Annotated in this window: 17 protein-coding genes and 1 pseudogene; 2 read left to right on the top strand and 16 right to left on the bottom strand. The window is 60.9% G+C overall.

The annotated features are described in order from the left end of the window. The first annotated feature begins 257 nt into the window (after positions 1-257). A complete protein-coding gene (gene rne, locus ACZZ0A_RS17560; RefSeq protein ID WP_007908237.1) occupies positions 258-3,479 on the top strand; it encodes a ribonuclease E in 3,222 nt (1,073 codons plus the stop codon). 295 nt (positions 3,480-3,774) lie between these two features. Here rne and ACZZ0A_RS17565 read toward each other — a convergent pair whose 3' ends face one another. The 12 genes and pseudogenes from ACZZ0A_RS17565 to ACZZ0A_RS17620 all read right to left on the bottom strand — a co-directional run bounded on the left by ACZZ0A_RS17565 (position 3,775) and on the right by ACZZ0A_RS17620 (position 15,239). Next, positions 3,775-4,371 carry a nucleotidyltransferase family protein gene (locus ACZZ0A_RS17565; protein ID WP_463543516.1) on the bottom strand — a complete coding sequence of 199 codons (597 nt, stop codon included), beginning with the start codon at positions 4,369-4,371 and terminating at the stop codon, positions 3,775-3,777. Next, entirely contained in the window at positions 4,368-5,348 is a 981-nt protein-coding gene (locus tag ACZZ0A_RS17570) for an XdhC family protein (RefSeq protein ID WP_007908235.1), read from the bottom strand. Before ACZZ0A_RS17570 ends, ACZZ0A_RS17565 begins: the two co-directional genes overlap by 4 nt. Then, on the bottom strand, positions 5,348-7,669 hold the full coding sequence (locus tag ACZZ0A_RS17575; protein ID WP_463543517.1) for a xanthine dehydrogenase family protein molybdopterin-binding subunit: 2,322 nt from the start codon (positions 7,667-7,669) through the stop codon (positions 5,348-5,350). Before ACZZ0A_RS17575 ends, ACZZ0A_RS17570 begins: the two co-directional genes overlap by 1 nt. Further along, the gene (locus ACZZ0A_RS17580; RefSeq protein WP_095048621.1) at positions 7,666-8,136 is read right to left on the bottom strand and encodes a (2Fe-2S)-binding protein; all 471 of its coding nucleotides are present in this window, start codon (positions 8,134-8,136) and stop codon (positions 7,666-7,668) included. The genes ACZZ0A_RS17575 and ACZZ0A_RS17580 overlap by 4 nt, the downstream gene beginning before the upstream one ends. Before the next feature lie 249 nt (positions 8,137-8,385). Beyond that, positions 8,386-9,405 (bottom strand): UDP-N-acetylmuramate dehydrogenase, encoded by a 1,020-nt coding sequence (gene murB / locus ACZZ0A_RS17585; protein WP_414916876.1) that lies wholly within the window; start codon positions 9,403-9,405, stop codon positions 8,386-8,388. Then, positions 9,402-9,866 carry a low molecular weight protein-tyrosine-phosphatase gene (locus ACZZ0A_RS17590; RefSeq protein ID WP_463543518.1) on the bottom strand — a complete coding sequence of 155 codons (465 nt, stop codon included), beginning with the start codon at positions 9,864-9,866 and terminating at the stop codon, positions 9,402-9,404. Before ACZZ0A_RS17590 ends, murB begins: the two co-directional genes overlap by 4 nt. Further along, complete coding sequence (gene kdsB, locus ACZZ0A_RS17595) at positions 9,866-10,630, bottom strand: 3-deoxy-manno-octulosonate cytidylyltransferase (protein WP_007908227.1); 765 nt, start codon at positions 10,628-10,630, stop codon at positions 9,866-9,868. Before kdsB ends, ACZZ0A_RS17590 begins: the two co-directional genes overlap by 1 nt. Continuing rightward, positions 10,627-10,812 (bottom strand): Trm112 family protein, encoded by a 186-nt coding sequence (locus ACZZ0A_RS17600; RefSeq protein WP_003174668.1) that lies wholly within the window; start codon positions 10,810-10,812, stop codon positions 10,627-10,629. Before ACZZ0A_RS17600 ends, kdsB begins: the two co-directional genes overlap by 4 nt. A 21-nt stretch (positions 10,813-10,833) precedes the next feature. Beyond that, positions 10,834-11,843: pseudogene (gene lpxK / locus ACZZ0A_RS17605) on the bottom strand (tetraacyldisaccharide 4'-kinase). Further along, the gene (locus ACZZ0A_RS17610) at positions 11,843-12,271 is read right to left on the bottom strand and encodes an ExbD/TolR family protein (protein ID WP_007908223.1); all 429 of its coding nucleotides are present in this window, start codon (positions 12,269-12,271) and stop codon (positions 11,843-11,845) included. Before ACZZ0A_RS17610 ends, lpxK begins: the two are co-directional and overlap by 1 nt. After that, positions 12,268-12,903: a MotA/TolQ/ExbB proton channel family protein gene (locus tag ACZZ0A_RS17615; protein ID WP_414894828.1), complete on the bottom strand. Its 636-nt coding sequence runs from the start codon at positions 12,901-12,903 to the stop codon at positions 12,268-12,270. Before ACZZ0A_RS17615 ends, ACZZ0A_RS17610 begins: the two co-directional genes overlap by 4 nt. Positions 12,904-13,004: 101 nt before the next feature. Beyond that, positions 13,005-15,239 (bottom strand): DNA internalization-related competence protein ComEC/Rec2, encoded by a 2,235-nt coding sequence (locus tag ACZZ0A_RS17620; protein ID WP_463543519.1) that lies wholly within the window; start codon positions 15,237-15,239, stop codon positions 13,005-13,007. A 136-nt stretch (positions 15,240-15,375) separates the two neighbouring features. Between ACZZ0A_RS17620 and ACZZ0A_RS17625 the strand changes: the two genes are divergently transcribed. Beyond that, positions 15,376-15,894 (top strand): DUF2062 domain-containing protein, encoded by a 519-nt coding sequence (locus tag ACZZ0A_RS17625; RefSeq protein WP_007908202.1) that lies wholly within the window; start codon positions 15,376-15,378, stop codon positions 15,892-15,894. Positions 15,895-16,029: 135 nt separating this feature from the next. On the opposite strand, the gene ACZZ0A_RS17630 is transcribed toward ACZZ0A_RS17625, so the two are convergent. From ACZZ0A_RS17630 to ACZZ0A_RS17645, 4 genes are all read right to left on the bottom strand, one after another. Next, complete coding sequence (locus ACZZ0A_RS17630) at positions 16,030-16,809, bottom strand: ABC transporter permease (protein ID WP_007908200.1); 780 nt, start codon at positions 16,807-16,809, stop codon at positions 16,030-16,032. Continuing rightward, the gene (locus tag ACZZ0A_RS17635) at positions 16,806-17,738 is read right to left on the bottom strand and encodes an ABC transporter ATP-binding protein (protein ID WP_007949873.1); all 933 of its coding nucleotides are present in this window, start codon (positions 17,736-17,738) and stop codon (positions 16,806-16,808) included. Before ACZZ0A_RS17635 ends, ACZZ0A_RS17630 begins: the two co-directional genes overlap by 4 nt. 123 nt (positions 17,739-17,861) lie before the next feature. Then, positions 17,862-18,485: a glutathione S-transferase family protein gene (locus ACZZ0A_RS17640; protein WP_463543520.1), complete on the bottom strand. Its 624-nt coding sequence runs from the start codon at positions 18,483-18,485 to the stop codon at positions 17,862-17,864. 43 nt (positions 18,486-18,528) lie between these two features. Next, positions 18,529-19,188, bottom strand: a complete 660-nt coding sequence (locus ACZZ0A_RS17645; RefSeq protein WP_463543521.1) for a transglutaminase-like domain-containing protein — start codon at positions 19,186-19,188, stop codon at positions 18,529-18,531. Between the last annotated feature and the right edge of the window lie 91 nt (positions 19,189-19,279).

Raw genomic sequence — 19,279 nt, forward strand, 5'->3', positions numbered from 1 at the left:
CACAACCGCCGGACTGTGTAGCAATAGGCTTTATCAAGACGCTTCATCTCGTCCACAGCCGCTGGTTGATTCCTCCTCCTGACTGAGTGCTTAAGTAGCCACAGCAAGCAGGACGCGTACGTCGCTATATCGGCCCAATTGGCCGCATATCGCTGGACACGGGAATGGCCAACCACTCCCGACGCACCTGACACCGACCGTGAGAAGTCGTGTGTGCCGAACGCCGTTTCCGGCAGCCCGGAAACCGACGGTACTACATGAAAAGAATGCTGATTAACGCAACTCAACCCGAAGAGTTGCGTGTTGCACTGGTAGATGGCCAACGCCTCTACGACCTGGACATCGAATCCGGTGCACGCGAGCAGAAGAAGGCCAACATCTATAAAGGCCGCATCACTCGCATCGAACCAAGCCTTGAGGCTGCCTTTGTCGATTTCGGCTCCGAGCGCCACGGCTTCCTGCCCCTCAAAGAAATCTCCCGCGAGTACTTCAAGAAAGCCCCTGAAGGCCGCGTCAACATCAAGGACGTCCTGAGCGAAGGCCAGGAAGTCATCGTTCAGGTCGAAAAAGAAGAACGTGGCAACAAGGGCGCAGCCCTGACCACCTTCATCAGCCTGGCCGGTCGTTACCTCGTGCTGATGCCGAACAACCCGCGTGCCGGCGGCATCTCCCGTCGCATCGAAGGCGAAGAGCGCAACGAACTGCGTGAAGCGCTGAACGGTCTGGTTGCGCCAGCCGACATGGGTCTGATCGTGCGCACTGCCGGCCTGGGCCGCAGCAGCGAAGAAATGCAGTGGGACCTCGATTACCTGCTGCAACTGTGGACCGCCATCAAAGAAGCCTCGCTGGATCGCTCCGCGCCTTTCCTGATCTACCAGGAAAGCAACGTGATCATCCGCGCCATCCGCGATTACCTGCGCCAGGACATCGGCGAAGTGCTGATCGACAGCGTTGAAGCCCAGGACGAAGCCCTGACCTTCATCCGCCAGGTGATGCCGCAGTACGCCAGCAAGATCAAGCTGTACGAAGACAGCGTGCCGCTGTTCAACCGTTTCCAGATCGAAAGCCAGATCGAGACCGCTTTCCAGCGCGTCGTTGAACTGCCTTCCGGCGGCTCCATCGTTATCGATCCGACCGAAGCTCTGGTGTCCATCGACATCAACTCGGCGCGCGCCACCAAAGGCAGCGACATCGAAGAAACCGCTCTGCAGACCAACCTTGAAGCCGCCGAAGAAATCGCCCGTCAGTTGCGCCTGCGTGACATCGGCGGCCTGATCGTCATCGACTTCATCGACATGACCCCTGCCAAGAACCAGCGCGCCGTGGAAGAGAAAGTCCGCGAATGCCTGGAAGCCGACCGCGCTCGCGTGCAGATCGGCCGCATCTCGCGCTTCGGCCTGCTGGAAATGTCCCGTCAGCGCCTGCGTCCATCCCTGGGCGAAAGCAGCGGCATCGTCTGCCCGCGTTGCAACGGCACCGGCATCATCCGTGACGTTGAATCGCTGTCGCTGGCGATCCTGCGCCTGATCGAAGAAGAAGCTCTGAAAGACCGCACTGCCGAAGTGCGCGCTCAGGTGCCGATCCCGGTCGCCGCGTTCCTGCTCAACGAAAAACGCAACTCGATCACCAAGATCGAACTGCGCACCCGCGCTCGTATCGTCATCCTGCCGAACGATCACCTCGAAACGCCGCACTTCGAAGTTCAGCGTCTGCGTGACGACAGCCCGGAAGCCGCGACCAACCAGTCCAGCTACGAAATCGCTGCTGCCGCTGCTGAAGTCGAAGAAGTTCAGCCAGCCGCTGCGACCCGCACCCTGGTTCGCCAGGAAGCTGCGGTCAAGACTGCTCCGGCCCGCGCCAACGCTCCGGTTCCGACCGAAGCCGCCGCGCCTGTTGCTCCGGCACCGGCGCCAGTTGCCGCGCCAGAGCCAAGCCTGTTCAAAGGCCTGGTGAAATCGCTGGTCAGCCTGTTCGCCACCAAAGAAGAGCCTGCCGCTCCGGTTGTGGTTGAAAAACCAGCCACCGAGCGCCCGGCCCGTAACGAAGAACGTCGCAACGGTCGTCAGCAGAGCCGCAACCGTAATGGTCGCCGCGATGAAGAGCGCAAACCGCGTGAAGAACGTGCACCGCGTGAAGAACGCGCCCCACGTGAACCGCGCGAAGAGCGTGCGCCACGCGAAGCCCGTGAAGTCCGCGAGCCTCGTGAAGCCCGCACCGAAGCACCAGTTGCCCGCGAAGAGCGCGCACCACGTGCTCCGCGTGAAGAACGTGCGCCACGTGCACCGCGCGAAGACCGCAAGCCACGTGGCGAGCGCGAAGAGCGTGTACGTGAACTGCGCGAGCCACTGGACGCCGCTCCAGTGACTGCAGACACCGCAGTTGTTACCGCTGAAGAGCGCCCGGCCCGTCAGCCACGTGAAGAGCGCGCACCGCGTCCGCCGCGTGAAGAGCGTCAGCCACGCGCCGAACAGGCCGCTGCTGCCGTCGCTGAAGAAGAAGTGAACAGCAACGAAGAGCAACTGCCGGAAGACGGTTCGGAGAACGCCGAAGGCGATCGTCCACGTCGTCGTTCGCGCGGTCAGCGTCGTCGCAGCAACCGTCGTGAGCGTCAGCGTGATGCCAACGGCAACGTGATCGAAGGTTCGGAAGAATCCGAAGCCGGCGAAAACGGCGAAGGCCCAGGCACTGCCGATCTGGCTGCTGGCCTGGCGGTGACCGCCGCTGTTGCCAGCACCGTGATCAGCGCCCCGGCTGAAGCACAAGCTCACGAGCAAGCCGAACGCGCCACCGCTGCTGTTCAGGAAACCGCTCCAGTGGAAGCGCCGGTAGTTGAAGCGACCACTCCGGTAGAAGTGGTTGCTGCTCCGGAAGTCGAAGTGGCACCGGTTCAGGAAACCTTGCCTCAGGTAGAGCCAGCTCCAGCCGTGGTTGCCGAGCCGGTGGTTGAAACCGTCGCTGAAACCGTGACTGAAACCGTGCGTGAAGTTCGCGAAGAGCAGACCGCTTTCAACTGGGTTGCCGAACCAGCAACCGCTGAAACGCCTGCGCCTGTGGTTGAAGCACCGGTTGTTGAAGCGCCAGTGTTCGAAGCGCCAGTAGTTGAAGAAACCAAGGTTGCCGAGCCAGTGGTCGTTGCTGAACCAGCGCCCGTTGTCGAAGCGCCAGTGGTTGCCGAAGCGCCAGCCCCGGTGGTTGAAGCACCGGCTCCGGTCAGCGCCCTGACGCCAAGCGGCCGCGCGCCGAACGATCCACGTGAAGTGCGTCGTCGCAAGCGTGAAGAAGAGCGTCTGCAGAAGGAAGCCGAACTGGCTGCCGCAGCTGCTCCAGTCGCTGCCGTGGTCGAGGCAGCTCCTGCCCCGGTCGCTGAAGAAGCGGTAGTTGAAGCGGTGATCGCTGAAGCACCACGCTCCGTTCAGGACGCGGTCGAGCAACACCAAGAGGCCGAGGAAAAAGAGCACGAGCCTAAACCTCTCGTGTAATTCCCAAAGCCGTTAAAAAGCCCCGCCTGATTATTCAGGCGGGGCTTTTTTATGCATCGATTTTTTGTGGTGGATTCTAGATTTCCCCCTCACCCCAGCCCTCCCGAACGTCGGACCGCCCCCAGGGGGCGAGGGGGAAAGGGAGCCGATCTCCGTGTACTTCAAGGCCGGTGCTCGACTCGAAGTTTGGGTCGGTGCACCTCGAAAGAACACGTCGGTCAGTCCCCTCTCCCTCTGGGCGGTCCGACGTTTCGGGAGGGTTAGGGTGAGGGCCTCTAAGGAATTCACACAGATCTCAAGACGAGGCAAAAACCAAAGCCTCAGGCACATCGATATCCCACAGAACGCCTGGATCATCGACAGCAATCTCCACCACCCTGCCCTGCGTGAACAACGGCCTGGCCCCACGATCACCGCTCAACGCCTGCAACCCCGCGCCAAACGAACGCCCAAACCCCACAGGGTGACCAAACTCGCCATCCTGCACCGGCACACTCACCGCATCGTCAGCAATCGCCGCAACCACACGCTCAATACTCGACGGCAAGATAAACGGCATATCCCCCAGCACAATCAACCAGCCATCAGCATCCGGGCACGCGGCAATGCCAGCGGCAATACTGTCCCCCATCCCGGTCGATTCGATCGAGACCACGTCACAACCATAAGCCTGCGCCATGCGCATCACCTGCGGCCGTGCCTCGGTCGTCACCAGCACGCGCTTGTCCAGACTGGCCGGCAGATTCACCAGCACCTGCTCGATCACCGAACGCACCGCACCATCCCGCCCGGTGCAGTCCGCCAGTAACTTGTCCTTGTCGGCACCCGCCACCTGGCGAAAGCGACTGCCCTCGCCCGCCGCCAGCACAATCACTGCAATGGATCGACTCATGTGCCCTCCAGGTTTTTTTTCTGCTTCAGTTCGACGCCGTTCTTGATTGCGACGATTTCCGCCAACAACGACAAGGCAATTTCCGCCGGCGAATGACTGCCGATGTGCAAGCCGATCGGCCCGTGCAGTCGATTGATCGCCTTTACCGACAAGCCTAGCTGAGCGAGATTCTCCCGACGTTTCTGACTGTTGACCCGCGAGCCGAGCGCGCCAACATAGAAGGCTGGCGAATCCAGCGCCGTCAGCAATGCCATGTCATCCAGACGCGGATCGTGAGTCAGCGCGACAATCGCCGTGCGCTCATCGGTCTGGATGCTCAGCACCGCGTCATCTGGCATGCCCGGGACGAAACGCCCGTGATGCTCCTCCCAACCGTAGACAAACTCGGTGCGCGGATCGCAGATCAATACCTCGAAATCCAGCAGTCGAGCCATGTCCGCGACGTAGCGGGACAACTGGCCGGCGCCGATCAACAGCAGACGCCAGCGCGGACCGTAAATGGCGCGCAGGGTTTTGCCATCGAATTCCAGCGCATCGCTTTTGCTCGCCGGTGACAGAAGCACTTCGCCGGTTTCGATGTTCAGTTCGCGAGCAACGATCTCGTGAGCCTCACAACGGGCCAGCAATTCGGCAACCCAGGCAGGGTCGCCGACGCGCTCTTCGGTCAGGCGCAACGTGCCGCCGCAAGGCAAGCCAAAGCGCGCCGCCTCTTCACGCGTGACGCCATAAGTAATCAACTGCACCGGCGGCCCATCGGTGGCGATCCGTCCATCGTGCAGGCGGGCGATCAAGTCATCCTCGACGCAGCCGCCCGACACCGAACCAATCACCACGCCATCCTCGCGCAAGGCGAGCATGGCGCCGGGCGCCCGCGGCGCAGTGCCCCAGGTCTGCACCACGCTGAACAGCACCACCCGCTGCCCGGCGCGGCGCCATTCGAGGACGCTGCGCAGGACATTGAGGTCGACGCTGTCCATTACGCCTCTGCCTTCTGCCAGCCCTGCAACTGATAACGCACCGGCAGATTGCGGATGCGCTTGCCGGTGGCGGCGAAGATCGCGTTGCACAGTGCCGGCGCAATCGGTGGCACGCCCGGTTCGCCAACGCCGCCCAACGGCACGTCGCCCGGCGGTGTCACCAGATGCACGGCGACTTCCTTCGGCGCCAGCGACATGCGCGCCACTTCGTACATGTGGAAGTTGTCCTGCTGCACCTTGCCGTCCTTGAAACTGATTTCGCCCAGCACCGCGTTGCCCAAGCCCATCACGCAAGCGCCTTCGAACTGCGAACGAATGCGCTCGGGGTTGATCTGCGGCCCGCAGTCCACGGCAATATCAGCCTTGTGCACGATCAGCGTACCGTCGTCTTTTACTTCAACCTCAATCACCGCCGCCACATAGGTGACGAAGCTGTAATGCACCGCCAGACCCAGACCACGGCCCTTCGGCAGTTTGCGTCCCCAACCGGCTGCTTTCGCGGCGGTTTCCAGCACGGTGCGCATGCGCCCGGTATCGATTGGATAACGCTCGGGCGATTCGCCGTAGTTCCACTCTTCGCTCAAGGTGCGCGGGTCGATCTGGCGATCCGGGCCGAGCAGTTTGATCTGGTATTTGAGCGGATCTTCGCCGGCCTTGTGCGCCAGCTCATCGACGAAACTCTGGATCGCGAAACCATGGGGAATGTTCGACACCGAGCGATACCAGCCGACTCGCGTGTGCACGGTGGCTTCGGGGTTTTCCAGACGCACATTGGGAATCGCGTAGGCCATGTTGGTGAAGCCCATACCCAGTTCGAATGCCGCTTCATGGTTCATGCCCGGCGCGAACAACGCAGTGATGCTCGGTGCCACGGTGCGATGCAGCCAACCGGACGGCATACCGTCCTTGGCCACGCCCGCCTTGAGGTACTCAGCAGACACAGTGTGGAAATACGAGTTGTGGATGTCATCTTCACGCGTCCACTGCACCCGCACAGCTTTACCGGGAAACTCTTTGGCGAGAATCGCTGCTTCAACGACGAAGTCCGGTTTCGACTTGCGGCCGAAACCGCCGCCAAGCAGCGTGACATTGAACGTGACGTTGTCGAACGGCAGCCCAAGACGCTCGGCGATGCGTTCGCGGGTGACTTGTGGCGCCTGACTCGGCGCCCACGCTTCGCAAACGCCATCCTTGTAACGGGCGATGGCGACCATGGGCTCCATCGGTGCCTGCGCCAAGTGCGGCAGGTAATACGAAGCTTCGAGCGTACTCGCGGCGCCGCTCAGGGCCTTGTCGATATCGCCGGTGTTGCGCACCACTTTGCCAGGCTTCAGCGACGCAGCTTCCAGTTCCTTGCGATAGGCGATCGAGTCATAACTGGCGTTCGGCCCATCGTCCCATTCGATTTTCAGCGCCTCGCGGCCCTTGATCGCTGCCCAGGTATTGCTGGCCACCACGGCCACACCGCCCAACGGTTGGAATTCCGAAGGCAACGGGCGACTTTCGATCTGCAGCACTTTGAGTACGCCAGGGACTTTCAGCGCGGCGCTGTCATCCAGCGATTTGACCTTGCCGCCGTACACCGCCGGACGGGCGATGGTCGCGTACAACATGCCATCGAAATGCACATCGGCGCCGTACACGGCACGACCGTTGACGATGTCGTCACCGTCGATGGCTTTGCTGCCTTCCTTGCCGATGTAGCGAAATTCCGACGGTTGCTTGAGGCGCAGACTGTCACGCGCCGGCACTGGCAACGCACTGGCGGCAGCGGCGAGTTCGCCATAGCCCAGCTCACGGCCGGACGGTTTGTGCAGCACTTTATGCAACTGCGCGTGGCATTCGCCGACCGGCACTTTCCACTGCGCAGCGGCAGCTTGCTCGAGCATGGTCCGCGCCGCCGCACCACAACGACGCATCGGCTCGTACCAATGACGCATGCTGCGCGAACCGTCAGTGTCCTGGTTACCGAAACGCACTTCATCGCCCGGCGCCTGTTGCACTTTGACGTGCGCCCAGTCGGCTTCCAACTCGTCGGCAACGACCATGGTCAGACTGGTGCGCACGCCCTGGCCCATTTCCGAACGGTTGCAGACCACGGTGACGGTGCCGTCAGCGGCGATGCTGACGTAGACCTTCGGATCATCGATCCAGCCATTAGGCATGCCATCGGCGCCGAATTGCTTCGGTTTGTCTTCAGCCAACGCATCTTGCCAACCCCAACTGGCGGCGAGTACCAGCGCACCGGTAGCGCCAACGCCTTTGAGAAAACCGCGACGGCTGAGATTGCTCAGGGCGAAATCATTCGGAAGACGGCTCATGCCTTGGCCTCCTTCAAGTGAGTGGAGGCCTGACGAATAGCGGTTTTGATTCGGTTGTAGGTGCCGCAGCGACAAATATTGCCGACCATGGCTTCTTCGATCTGCTCGTCGCTCGGGTTCGGGTTGGTCTTGAGCAACGCGGTGGCCGACATGATTTGCCCGCCCTGACAGAAACCGCATTGGGCTACAGCGGTGTCCAGCCAGGCTTGCTGGACGACCTGACCCACCGGGTCGGCATGCAGGTTATCGATGGTGGTGACGTTCTGTCCGACCACCGAGCCGATCGGCGTGATGCAACTGCGCGCGGGCAAGCCATCGATATGAATGGTGCACGCGCCACACAGGCCCATGCCGCAGCCGAATTTGGTGCCGTTGTAACCGGCGACATCACGAATCGCCCACAACAGCGGCATGTCTTCGGTGACATCGAGGGGATGGTCTTGACCATTGAGTTTCAGGGTAATCATGGGCACGCCCGCATATTTTTAGTGGTTATGGGGTCGAGCAATCTGCCGCCGGAAAATCAGCGGTGTGGTTCACGCAGATCGACTCAGGCTAATCAGGCTCTCTCGTGCCGACGGGAACGTCTGCACCGGGCCTTTGGTGGAGCAAATGACGGTTATCGTTAGCTCGCTAAGTTAACCCAGCGTTAACAAAAAAGCCCTGCACTTTTTTATCAGTGCAGGGCTTTGGGTGGCGCTTTTGAAAGCGTAGCCTCAATAGCGGTTAGGCTCCATCTCCAGCTCGACATCGAAACGTTCGGCAATGTCTTTCTGGATGCGTTGCGCGAGGTCGAGCAGTTGCAAACCGGTTGCCGCGCCGTAGTTGACCAGCACCAGCGCCTGCAATTTATGCACGCCGGCATCGGCCTCACGGAAACCTTTCCAGCCGGCACGCTCGATCAGCCAACCCGCCGCCAGTTTCATCTGCCCGTCCGGTTGCGCGTAAGCCACCACGTCCGGGTGCTGCGTTTTGATTTGCGCGACGACGGCCGCCGACACCAGCGGATTCTTGAAGAAGCTGCCGGCATTGCCAAGCACCGCCGGGTCCGGCAGTTTTTCACTGCGGATGCTGCAGATGGCGCGACTGACGTCACTTGGCGTCGGCTGCTCGATACCCTGCTCGGTCAGGCGCTGACGCACCGGGCCGTATTCCAGATGCAGATGCGCGACGCGATCCAGTTTGAAGCGCACGCGCAGAATCAACCAACGCCCAGGCTGCTGCTTGAACAGGCTGTCGCGGTAGGCAAAGTTGCACTCTTCGAGGCTGAAGTCGCGCAGCTCGCCGGTCTGGCGATCCAGCGCGGTCAATCCGGCAAACACATCCTTGATCTCGACACCGTAGGCACCGATGTTCTGCATTGGCGCAGCGCCGACGGTGCCGGGAATCAGGCTGAGGTTTTCCAGTCCGGAAAAACCCTGCGCCAGCGTGTATTGCACAAAGGGATGCCAAGGCTCGCCGGCTTCAGCTTCGATCACCACACGATTGCCGTCATCACTGACCACGCGGATCCCCCGCGTCGCCATGCGCAGCACCAGCGCCGGGATATCTGCGGTCAGCAGCAAGTTGCTGCCACCGCCGATCACCAGCATTGGCACGTCATGTGTTTTCGCATAAGCCAACGCCTCACGGACATCGGCGTCGCTATGGGCCTCGGCGAACAGTTGCGCGCGAACATCTACGCCAAAACTGTTGAACGGTTTCAGGGAAACCTGCGGTTGCACCTGCAAACTCATAACCGGCCCTTCACTTCGATCAGCAGTTGGTCACATGCCGCTTCGATCAGATCCAATACCTGCTCGAAACCCTGATCACCGTCGTAATACGGATCCGGCACTTCATCGACCAGCCCGGCATAACGGCGCAGGAACAAATCCAGTTCAGCCTTGCCGGTGGATGGTTGCAAGGCTTTGAGGTTGCGCAGGTTGCTGTTATCCATGGCCAGAATCAGATCGTAACTGGCGAAGTCAGCACGGCTGACCTGCTGCGCGCGTTGCGCCGACAAGTCATAACCGCGCACTTTGGCGGCGGCCTGGCTGCGTTTGTCTGGCGGATTGCCGACGTGCCAGTCACCGGTGCCGGCGGAGGCCACTTCAACCTGATCCGCCAGCCCCGCTTCACGCAGTTTGTGGCGCAACACGCCTTCAGCGGTGGGCGGACGGCAAATATTGCCCAGGCACACAAACAGAACGCGCATCAGGCCTCCAGCAGGCGACGAACGCGCTCAAGGTCTTCGACGGTGTCAACTCCGGTCGGTGGCGCGATCAACGCGTCAGCAACATGAATGCGCACGCCGTGCCACAGGGCACGCAGTTGCTCGAGGGATTCAGTGTTTTCCAGCCAGCACGGCCCCCAGTTGACGAAATCCTGAAGGAAACCGGCGCGGTAGGCATAAATGCCGATGTGGCGACGGTACGGCACGCCTTCCGGCAGTTGCTCGCGGCTCTTGGCAAACGCATCGCGTGCCCACGGCAAGGTCGCGCGGCTGAAGGTCAGCGCCAGACCGTTGATGTCACTGACGACCTTGACCACGTTCGGATTGAACAGGGTTTCCACGTCCTCGATCGGCTCGGCCAGCGTGGCCATGCGCGCTTCGGTGTGGGCGGCGAGGTTGGCGGCGACCTGATCGATCACGCTCGGTGGAATCAGCGGCTCGTCACCCTGCACGTTGACCACGATCGCGTCAGGCTCGAGGCCCAGTTTCGCCGCGACTTCGGCCAGACGGTCGGTGCCGGAATTATGGTCTTCACGGGTCAGCACCACTTCGGCGCCAAAGGCCTTGCAGGCCTCGACGATGCGCGCATCGTCAGTCGCAACCACCACGCGGCTGGCGCTGCTTTTGCTCGCCTGTTCCCAGACGTGCTGGATCATCGGCTTGCCGGCGATGTCCAGCAGCGGTTTGCCCGGCAGACGGGTCGAGGCGAAACGTGACGGGATGACAACGGTGAAGGCAGTGGTCATTTATCCAGACGCTCGTCGGTGGTCAGGGTACGGGCTTCGCTTTCGAGCATCACCGGGATGCCGTCGCGGATCGGGTATGCCAGACCGGCGCCCTTGCTGATCAACTCGGTCTTGTCGGCGCTGAGCTTGAGCGGGCCTTTGCAGATCGGGCACGCGAGGATATCGAGCAATTTGGTGTCCATGAACATTCCCTGAGTAAAGAGTTAAGGCAAAAGCCGATCGGGCAACAGGCGCATCAGCTGCGTGTCAAACCAGGCCACGAAGGCCGGCGACGGCACGGCATCGACCGCCAGATACCACCAGTCGGCTGTAGCGAAGGCACGGCACTTCACCGCGTCCTTTTCGGTCATCACCAACGGCAATGACGGTGTGAAATTCAAGGCCTGCACGCTGTATTCGGCGTGATCGGCAAACGCGTGGGCACTGCGCGCCAGTCTAGCGCTTCGAGGGTATTGAAGAAACGTTGCGGATTGCCGATCCCGGCGACCGCGTGCACGGCCTGGCCGGACGGGAAATGATCGAGCGACTTGCGCTCGCCACTGCGCAGATTGACCAGCGCGGTGGGTTGCAGACGGAAAGCAAAACCGTCGTCTCGGTCTTCAGTGGCACCATTGAACAGCACGCCGTCGACGCTTTGCAGGCGCTCGATCGGCTCCCGCAACGGTCCGGCCGGCAGACAACGCTTGTTGCCCAGACCACGGGCGGCATCGATGAGCACCAGTTCCAGATCTCGCGCCAGACGGTAATGCTGCATGCCGTCATCCGACAGGATCAGATCCAGCGGTTCGCTGGCGAGCAAGGCTTTGACGGCGGCGCTGCGATTGGGGTCAATCATCAACGGTACGCCGGTGCGCTGGACGATCAGCAGCGGTTCGTCTCCGGCAATGTCGGCGGCTTGATCGGCCTCAACCCGCCACGGCAGCTGCGGCGGTTTGGCACCGTAACCACGGCTGACCACGCCGACGCGCAAGCCGCTGCGCCGACAGTGCTCGATCAGCCAGAGAATCATCGGTGTCTTGCCGGTGCCACCCACGGTGATGTTGCCGACGACGATTAACGGCACCGGTGGCTGATAGATCTCGCCCTCGCCGTCGAGAAAGCGCTGGCGTTTTTTGACCACCACGCGGCGGTACAACAACTCCAACGGCCGCAGCAACGTCAGGGCCGGGTGCCCCTGATACCACGCGGCTAGCAAACGATCGGACAGACTCATCAGGATTTCGGCGCCGCCTCGACCGTGGTCATGCGCAGATGGCTGAAACCGAGCTTGCCGGCCGCGTCCATGGCGGTGATCACAGATTGATGCTGAGTCTTGCCATCGGCACTGATCGACAACGGCATGTTGGTGTCGCCGTTGGACTCTTTCTGCATGGCTTCCATCAGGGTCGCCAGATCATTTTTCGGCAAAATCTTGTTGTTCACCGAAAACACGCCCTCAGCGCTGATAGCCACATCAATCTGCTTGAGCTGCTGGTCTTCGGCCGGTGAGCCGCTGACCGCTTCCGGCAGGTCGACGCGCAACTGGGTTTCACGGGTAAACGTGGTGGTCACGACGAAAAACAGCAGCAGGATAAACACCACATCGATCAGCGATGCGAGGTTGATGTCGATGGTTTCCCGAGGCTTGCGACGGAATTTCACGCGCGGCCCTCGGTCAGATCGACGTCACGGTCGCCCTGCACCACTTCAACCAGTTTGATCGCTTCCTGCTCCATACCGACGACCAGTTCATCGATGCGGCGCTGCAGGAACCGGTGGAAGAACACTGCCGGAATACCGACCATCAAGCCCGCCGCCGTGGTGATCAGCGCTTTCGAGATACCGCCGGCCAATACCGAGGCATTGGTGGTCATACCTGAACCGGTGAAGGCACTGAAAATGTCGATCATGCCCAACACCGTGCCCAGCAGGCCCAGCAGCGGCGACATGGCGGCAATCGTGCCCAGCGCATTGACGTAGCGTTCGAGCTCGTGAATAACGCGGGCGGCGGCTTCTTCAATGCACTCTTTCATGATCTCGCGACCATGCTTGGAGTTGGCCAGACCGGCGGCGAGGATTTCTCCCAGCGGCGAATTGGCGCGCAATTCCTTGAGCTTTTCTTTATTGAGCTGCTTGTCCTTGATCCACACCCAGACCTGGCCCAGCAGATGCTCGGGGGTGACGCGACTGGCGCGCAGGGTCCACAGGCGTTCGGCGACGATCGCCATGGCCGCGATGGAGCTCAGAATGATCGGCAACATCATCCAGCCGCCGGATTTGACCAATTCCCACACAGTGACAGTCCCCTCGAAAAAGTGCGCCACTTTACCATACCGATTCACGATTAAGACCCGCCGCCCCGACGACCGTGATGCCCCATTCGCCCACGCCCCGATCAACGGGCCAGTGCGGGCGGATCACGCCAGAAACGCCGTTGCTGACGCATTGTGCGTGGCGCCTTGAAGGTACCCAGTTGCAGATGAATGGCGCCCTGCTCGGCGCTGTCGTAAATGTGCAGATTCAATTTGCGATAACGCGCCAGCACGGTCGGGTGCGGATGGCCGAAAGAGTTGCCATGGCCTCGCGAGATCAGCACGGACTCAGGCTGCAAGACTTTGAGCAGCGCCATGGACGATGAACTGCGGCTGCCATGGTGCGGCGATTGCAGCCATTGCGTCGGCACGGCCAGCGGACTGTCGAGCAGCAAGCGCTCGGCATGGCTGTCGATGTCGCCGGTCAGCAGCAAGCGCTCGCCATTGGCCTCGATCTGCATTACGCAGGAACGCTGATTGCTGTCGTGAGCCTCCGCCCACTGCCAGAGCTGAAAACGCACGCCGTCCCATTGCCATTGCTGGCCGCTTGCACAGGCTTCGGCGCCCAATTGCGCGGGCAGTGCCGCCGGATCGCCGCTGAGCACATGAGCGACGGTCAAACCGCGCATGATCGCCAGAGCGCCACCCGCGTGATCGGCGTCCGCATGGCTAAGCAGCATCCGGTCAAGTTTCTCCACACTAAGCTTGCGCAATGCGGGCAGTACCACCCGTTCGCCGAGATCGAAATCGCCAAAGCGTGGCCCAGCGTCATAGAGCAACGCGTGATGACGAGTACGAATCAAGATGGCCAGGCCTTGGCCGACATCGAGTTGCCAGACATCGGCCAGCCCTTCATCCAGACGCTCGCGGGGCGGCACGACCAGCAGCAATAGCAATGGCCAGCCCAGTGCACGCATCGGCACGCCGCGCGGCAACAGCAACAACACGGCACCGAGGCTGCCGAGCAACCAGACCCAACCCGGCACAGCGGCGGCTGTCCATGCCGGCCACTGCCCGGCGATCACGGCCAAAGTACGAAACAGCGCATCGATCAAACCGCCGGCCAGCCACAAAAGACCTTCACCGACATACGGCACCGGCAACATTAACGTGCCGAGCAGTGCTGGCGGCAATACAACCAGGCTGACCCAAGGCACTGCCAACAGGTTCGCCAGTGGTCCGCTAAGACTGATCGGCAGATTCAGTGCCAGCAACACCGGACACAGACCGATGGCAATCAACCACTGCGCCCGCGTCCAGGTTTGCCACCAACGCCACGCGCCCAGCCGACCGCCAAAGGTGAAGATCAACACGGCAACAGCGGTAAAGGACAGCCAGAAACCGGGGCGCAGACTGGCCAGGGGATCGAGCAAAAGCACCGCATTGAACGCCAGCAACAACGGCCACCATGCACCAAGATGACGAAAACGCAGGCGCCACAACAGCACCAGACCGACCATCACACAGGCGCGCTGTACCGGCACGTCGAATCCTGCGAGCAGGCCATAACCGAGCGCCGCCGCAAATGCCAGACCACAGGCCCACGGCAACCAGGGCCAGCGCAGCGGCCACAGGCCAAAACGGGCCAATCCGCTGACCAGCATGTACATCACTGCCGCCAGCAAGCCAATGTGCTGACCGGAAATCACCAGCAAGTGCACGGTGCCGGTGTCCTGCAAAATCTGCCAGTCCTCGCGACTGAGTCCCGAGCCATCGCCCAGCACCAGCGCCGCCAGTGCCCCGCCCCGTCCCTGTGCGTCCACCTCGAGCAAACGCTGACGAATACTGTCGCGCCAGGCCCAGCGTGCTTCGCTCAGGCGCTGGCCATCCTTGATCGTGCCGGTGGCGCCGATGCGTTGCGCCAGCAGCCACGCTTCGTAATCGAAAGCGTGCGGATTGAGCAATCCACCCGGACGCTTGAGCTTGACCGCTAATCGCCAACGCTCGCCACTGTTGACCGGCGGGCCGGCGTACCAGGCGAGTCGCATCAGCGCCGGCAGTTTTTCATGCCGTGAGTGTGCATCGGCCAATTCGAAGCGCACCACGCCGTCGCTGTTCTGCGGCAAACCGACGACCCGCCCTTCAACCCACCGGGTTTCGCCATCCAGCCCGATCGGCAAGCGATCATTCAGCGCCCACTGCGCACCGACGCTGGCCCACGTGAAGCCAAACAGCAAAAACGCCAAGGGGTAGCTGCGAAACGGCAGCAGCATCAAAGCCACGACCGGCAACAGCAGCATCAACCAGACCGGCGGTAGTGCCGGCATAAAAACCGGGGCCAGCAGACCGACTGCGAGCGCCATCATCCCTGTGCGCATAAGCCCGTCCTTGAGAGTCCCGCTTTTAGGCATAGCGGGTGTCGGGCACAAGCGTCGTCAACAATTGTCACAAAGTCTGAATGGGCGCTTCGTAGAATCCAGACATACTTGCCGCCTTAACCGACCGAGAAGCCTTATGCCCCGGCGCTTATTCAAACGTTACATGCCCGACCCGACGAGCATCAGGGAACACAAATCCTTACGCTTTCTCGGCAAGTTGCTGCATGACCCGAACCTCTGGCACCTCAATCGCCACTCGGTCGCCCGAGCGATGGCCGTCGGCCTGTTCGCCGCATTCCTGCCGATTCCGGCGCAGATGCTGGTGGCGGCTGCCCTCGCCGTCATGGTGCGAGGGAATATGCCGATTGCGGTCAGTCTGGTGTGGCTGACCAATCCGATCACCATGCCGGCCGTGTTTTTCTGCACTTATCAGGCCGGGGCGTTTTTGATGGACGTGCCCGCCCGGCATCTGCCGGATGAGCTGACCTGGGAATGGATCAGCGGCGAGTTGTCGACGCTGTGGCAGCCGTTTCTGCTCGGTTCGGTGGTGGTAGGGCTGGTGCTTGGCGCCCTCGCCTACTGTCTGGTGATGATGTATTGGCGCTGGTGGGTCGCGCGGCAATGGGCGCGGCGCAAGAAAAGCCGCATGCGCTGAATGCAAAACGGCCTCCACAATGGGAGGCCGTTCTGGTTTGTGGCGTCTGCATTCGCGAGCAGGCTCACTCCTACATTGGAATTCGTTCCCCTGTAGGAGTGAGCCTGCTCGCGATGGCCACGACTCGGTCTGGAGTCAGGTACGCATCCCGCGCCCACTCACCAGCAACCGCGCACAACCGAGATACAACACCACCGTCGCCACCAGCATAAAGGTGATCGCGATGCCGATGCGGATATCCGACACACCCAGAATGCCGTAACGGAAAGCGTTGACCATGTGCAGCACCGGGTTGGCCAGCGACACGGTCTGCCAGAACGGCGGCAGCAGCGTGATCGAGTAGAACACCCCACCCAGGTACGTCAGCGGCGTCAGCACAAAGGTCGGGATGATCGAAATATCATCGAAGTTGCGCGCAAACACTGCGTTGATGAAGCCCAGCAGCGAGAAGATCGTCGCCGTCAGTACCACCACGAGGATGGTCACGCCGAGGTGATGCACCTGCAAATGGGTGAAGAACAGCGACAGAATGGTCACGATCACGCCAACCATCAGACCACGCAACACGCCGCCAATGGTGAAGCCGATCAGAATCGTGTGCGGCGATACCGGCGACACCATCAGTTCCTCGATGGAACGCTGGAACTTGCTGCCGAAAAAACTCGACACCACGTTGCCGTAAGAGTTGGTGATCACCGACATCATGATCAGCCCCGGCACGATGTACTCCATGTACGTGAAGCCACCCATGTCACCGATCTGGCGACCGATCAGATTGCCGAAGATCACGAAGTACAGAACCATGGTGATCGCCGGCGGCAGCAGCGTTTGCGGCCAGATCCGCGTGAAGCGTTTGACCTCGCGGTAAACAATGGTCTGCAGGGCGACGAGGTTGGGACGGAATTCGGAACTCATACCGCCACCTTCGACAGATTTTTCTCGACCAGGGACACGAACAGCTCCTCGAGGCGATTGGTTTTGTTACGCAGGCTCAATACTTCGATGTTCTGCTGCGCCAACTGGGTGAACAACGCCGTGATGCCCATGGACTTGTCGACCTGGACTTCAAGGGTATGGCTGTCGAGCAATCGGGCGGGGTAGCCGAGCAATTGCGGCGCAGCGTTCAAGTCGTTTTTCAGGTCCAGCAGGAAGGTTTCCACGTGCAACTGGCCCAGCAATTGTTTCATGCTGGTGTTCTCGACGATGGTGCCGTGGTCGATGATGCCGATGTTGCGACACAACTGCTCGGCCTCCTCCAGATAGTGCGTGGTGAGGATGATGGTGATGCCTTTCTGGTTCAGTTCGGTGAGGAACGTCCACATCGAACGGCGCAGCTCGATATCAACACCTGCGGTCGGTTCATCGAGGATCAGCAGACGCGGTTCGTGCACCAGTGCGCGGGCAATCATCAAGCGCCGCTTCATACCGCCCGACAGCGAACGCGACGGCACATCGCGCTTGTCCCACAGGCCCAACTGGGTCAGGTACTGCTCGGCGCGCTCCTTGGCGATCTTCGCCGGAATGCCGTAGTAACCGGCCTGGGTCACGACGATGTCGAAGGTCTTTTCAAACTGGTTGAAGTTGAATTCCTGGGGCACGACGCCGATCGAGCGCTTGAGCTGCGCAGGATTTTTGTCCAGGTCATGACCGAAGATATTCACCGTGCCGCTGGTCTTGTTCACCAGTGTCGAGAGAATGCCGATGGTCGTGGATTTGCCGGCACCGTTGGGGCCGAGCAAGGCGAAAAAGTCACCTTCGGCGACGTCCAGATCGATACCACTCAAGGCCTGGAACCCGTTGCCGTAGGTTTTGGTTAGCTGCCGGATGGACAGAGCGGAACTCATATCTGATTTACGCACCATTGAAGGGAAAAAGGAGACGGCGGCGAAGGATCGAACCGCAGCGCAAGTGCGCAATGGTGCTTGCCGCCGCCGTACAAGTACAGTCAAGTGTGTCGATAGTAGGTATTAAGTCAACGCGGTCATAACCGCTTTCTGGTAGGCCGAACGCTGCTTCAGGCGCTCGTACCAGGCTTGCAGATGGGGTTGCGGGGCGCGTTCGATGGGCATCTCGAACCAGGCATAAATGAAACTGCCCAGCGGGATATCGCCCATGCCGATGTCATTGCCGGAAAGATATGGCTGACTGGCCAAGGCACTGTCGGCCATGCCCAGCAACTCGTTGCATTCCTTGATCGCGGCGTTGATTGCCGTCCAGTCCTGCTTGTCCGCCGGCGTGCGCAGCACACCCCAGAACACCGTGCGGAAAGGACCGGCAAAACTCGAAGTGGTCCAGTCCATCCACTTGTCAGCGACGGCGCGCGCCTGCGGATCTGCCGAATACCAATGGCTGTCGGGCGCATGTCTGGCCAGCAGATAGCGGACGATGGCGTTGGACTCCCACAACACAAAACCGTCGTCCTCGATCACCGGTACCCGGCCGTTCGGGTTCATCGCCCGGTACTCGGGTGTGTCGACCACGCCGAATGCGCCGCCGGCATCAATCGCCTCGTAAGCCAGGCCAAGCTCTTCAGCAGCCCACAATGGCTTTCTGACATTCGATGAGTTTTTCCGTCCCCAGATCTTCAGCATGACTGCCTCTTTTCAAATGAGTGGGCAGGCAGCATACGCCGGATCAGGTACGGCTCAAATCACTCTGCATATCACCGAGCAGTTGCGGCTGCTGATCAGTGAACAGATGCGGATAGCACTTTTGCAGATGCTCGAAGAAGAACGTTTCCGGCACATCGGAAAATTGCCCGTGGTCGACCAGATACTCCATCAACTGCGCACCGTCACGGTTGAACGGATGGAAAACGCTGTCGTTGATGCCGTCGAACTCCAGCGGCGCGACGTTAAACAACTCGCAGAGTTGCTGATTGAACGCCGGCGTGGCTTTCACCCAGCGATCATTGAGAAACAACTCTGTATAGCCGTGCATGGCGAACATATCGCTCTTCAACAATTCGAGCAGGCGCGGGGTCGACAGATGATTGCGCACATCGGCCAGACCGATCCGCGCCGCAATCCCGCAATGTCGCGCACAACCGGCGAGCAGCGTGGCTTTCGGTACGCAATAACTCTCCCCCCTCGCCAGCGCATAACTGCCGCACAAGGTCTGCGGATCGCGGCTGAAGGTGTAGGGGTTGTAGCGCACCGCCTCACGCACGGCGTAATAAAGACTGATCGACTGCTCGAGCGGATCGCGACTGATGCCCCGATGCAGTTCGGCGAACTCCACCACCGCCGGGTGGTCACTATCGATGAAGCGGCCGGGACTCAGATACTCGTGCATGACGACAATCTCCTGGGTGAGCCCCGAGTCTAGCGATACCTTCAGCACAGAGATAACGACGTTTCGGCCAAACTTGCACGCAAAGACGCGG

The sequence above is a fragment of the Pseudomonas sp. AC242 genome (assembly GCF_979258655.1).

Bases quoted from the DNA above. Each gene is read 5' to 3' on its own strand.
- ACZZ0A_RS17580 (WP_095048621.1), bottom strand. From the start codon at position 8,136: ATGATTACCCTGAAACTCAATGGTCAAGACCATCCCCTCGATGTCACC.
- ACZZ0A_RS17625 (WP_007908202.1), top strand. From the start codon at position 15,376: ATGCCCCGGCGCTTATTCAAACGTTACATGCCCGACCCGACGAGCATC.
- ACZZ0A_RS17645 (WP_463543521.1), bottom strand. From the start codon at position 19,188: ATGCACGAGTATCTGAGTCCCGGCCGCTTCATCGATAGTGACCACCCG.
- kdsB (WP_007908227.1), bottom strand. From the start codon at position 10,630: ATGACCACTGCCTTCACCGTTGTCATCCCGTCACGTTTCGCCTCGACC.
- rne (WP_007908237.1), top strand. From the start codon at position 258: ATGAAAAGAATGCTGATTAACGCAACTCAACCCGAAGAGTTGCGTGTT.
- ACZZ0A_RS17570 (WP_007908235.1), bottom strand. From the start codon at position 5,348: ATGGACAGCGTCGACCTCAATGTCCTGCGCAGCGTCCTCGAATGGCGC.
- ACZZ0A_RS17590 (WP_463543518.1), bottom strand. From the start codon at position 9,866: ATGCGCGTTCTGTTTGTGTGCCTGGGCAATATTTGCCGTCCGCCCACC.
- ACZZ0A_RS17565 (WP_463543516.1), bottom strand. From the start codon at position 4,371: ATGAGTCGATCCATTGCAGTGATTGTGCTGGCGGCGGGCGAGGGCAGT.
- ACZZ0A_RS17600 (WP_003174668.1), bottom strand. From the start codon at position 10,812: ATGGACACCAAATTGCTCGATATCCTCGCGTGCCCGATCTGCAAAGGC.
- ACZZ0A_RS17620 (WP_463543519.1), bottom strand. From the start codon at position 15,239: ATGCGCACAGGGATGATGGCGCTCGCAGTCGGTCTGCTGGCCCCGGTT.
- murB (WP_414916876.1), bottom strand. From the start codon at position 9,405: ATGAGTTTGCAGGTGCAACCGCAGGTTTCCCTGAAACCGTTCAACAGT.
- ACZZ0A_RS17575 (WP_463543517.1), bottom strand. From the start codon at position 7,669: ATGAGCCGTCTTCCGAATGATTTCGCCCTGAGCAATCTCAGCCGTCGC.
- ACZZ0A_RS17640 (WP_463543520.1), bottom strand. From the start codon at position 18,485: ATGCTGAAGATCTGGGGACGGAAAAACTCATCGAATGTCAGAAAGCCA.
- ACZZ0A_RS17635 (WP_007949873.1), bottom strand. From the start codon at position 17,738: ATGAGTTCCGCTCTGTCCATCCGGCAGCTAACCAAAACCTACGGCAAC.
- ACZZ0A_RS17630 (WP_007908200.1), bottom strand. From the start codon at position 16,809: ATGAGTTCCGAATTCCGTCCCAACCTCGTCGCCCTGCAGACCATTGTT.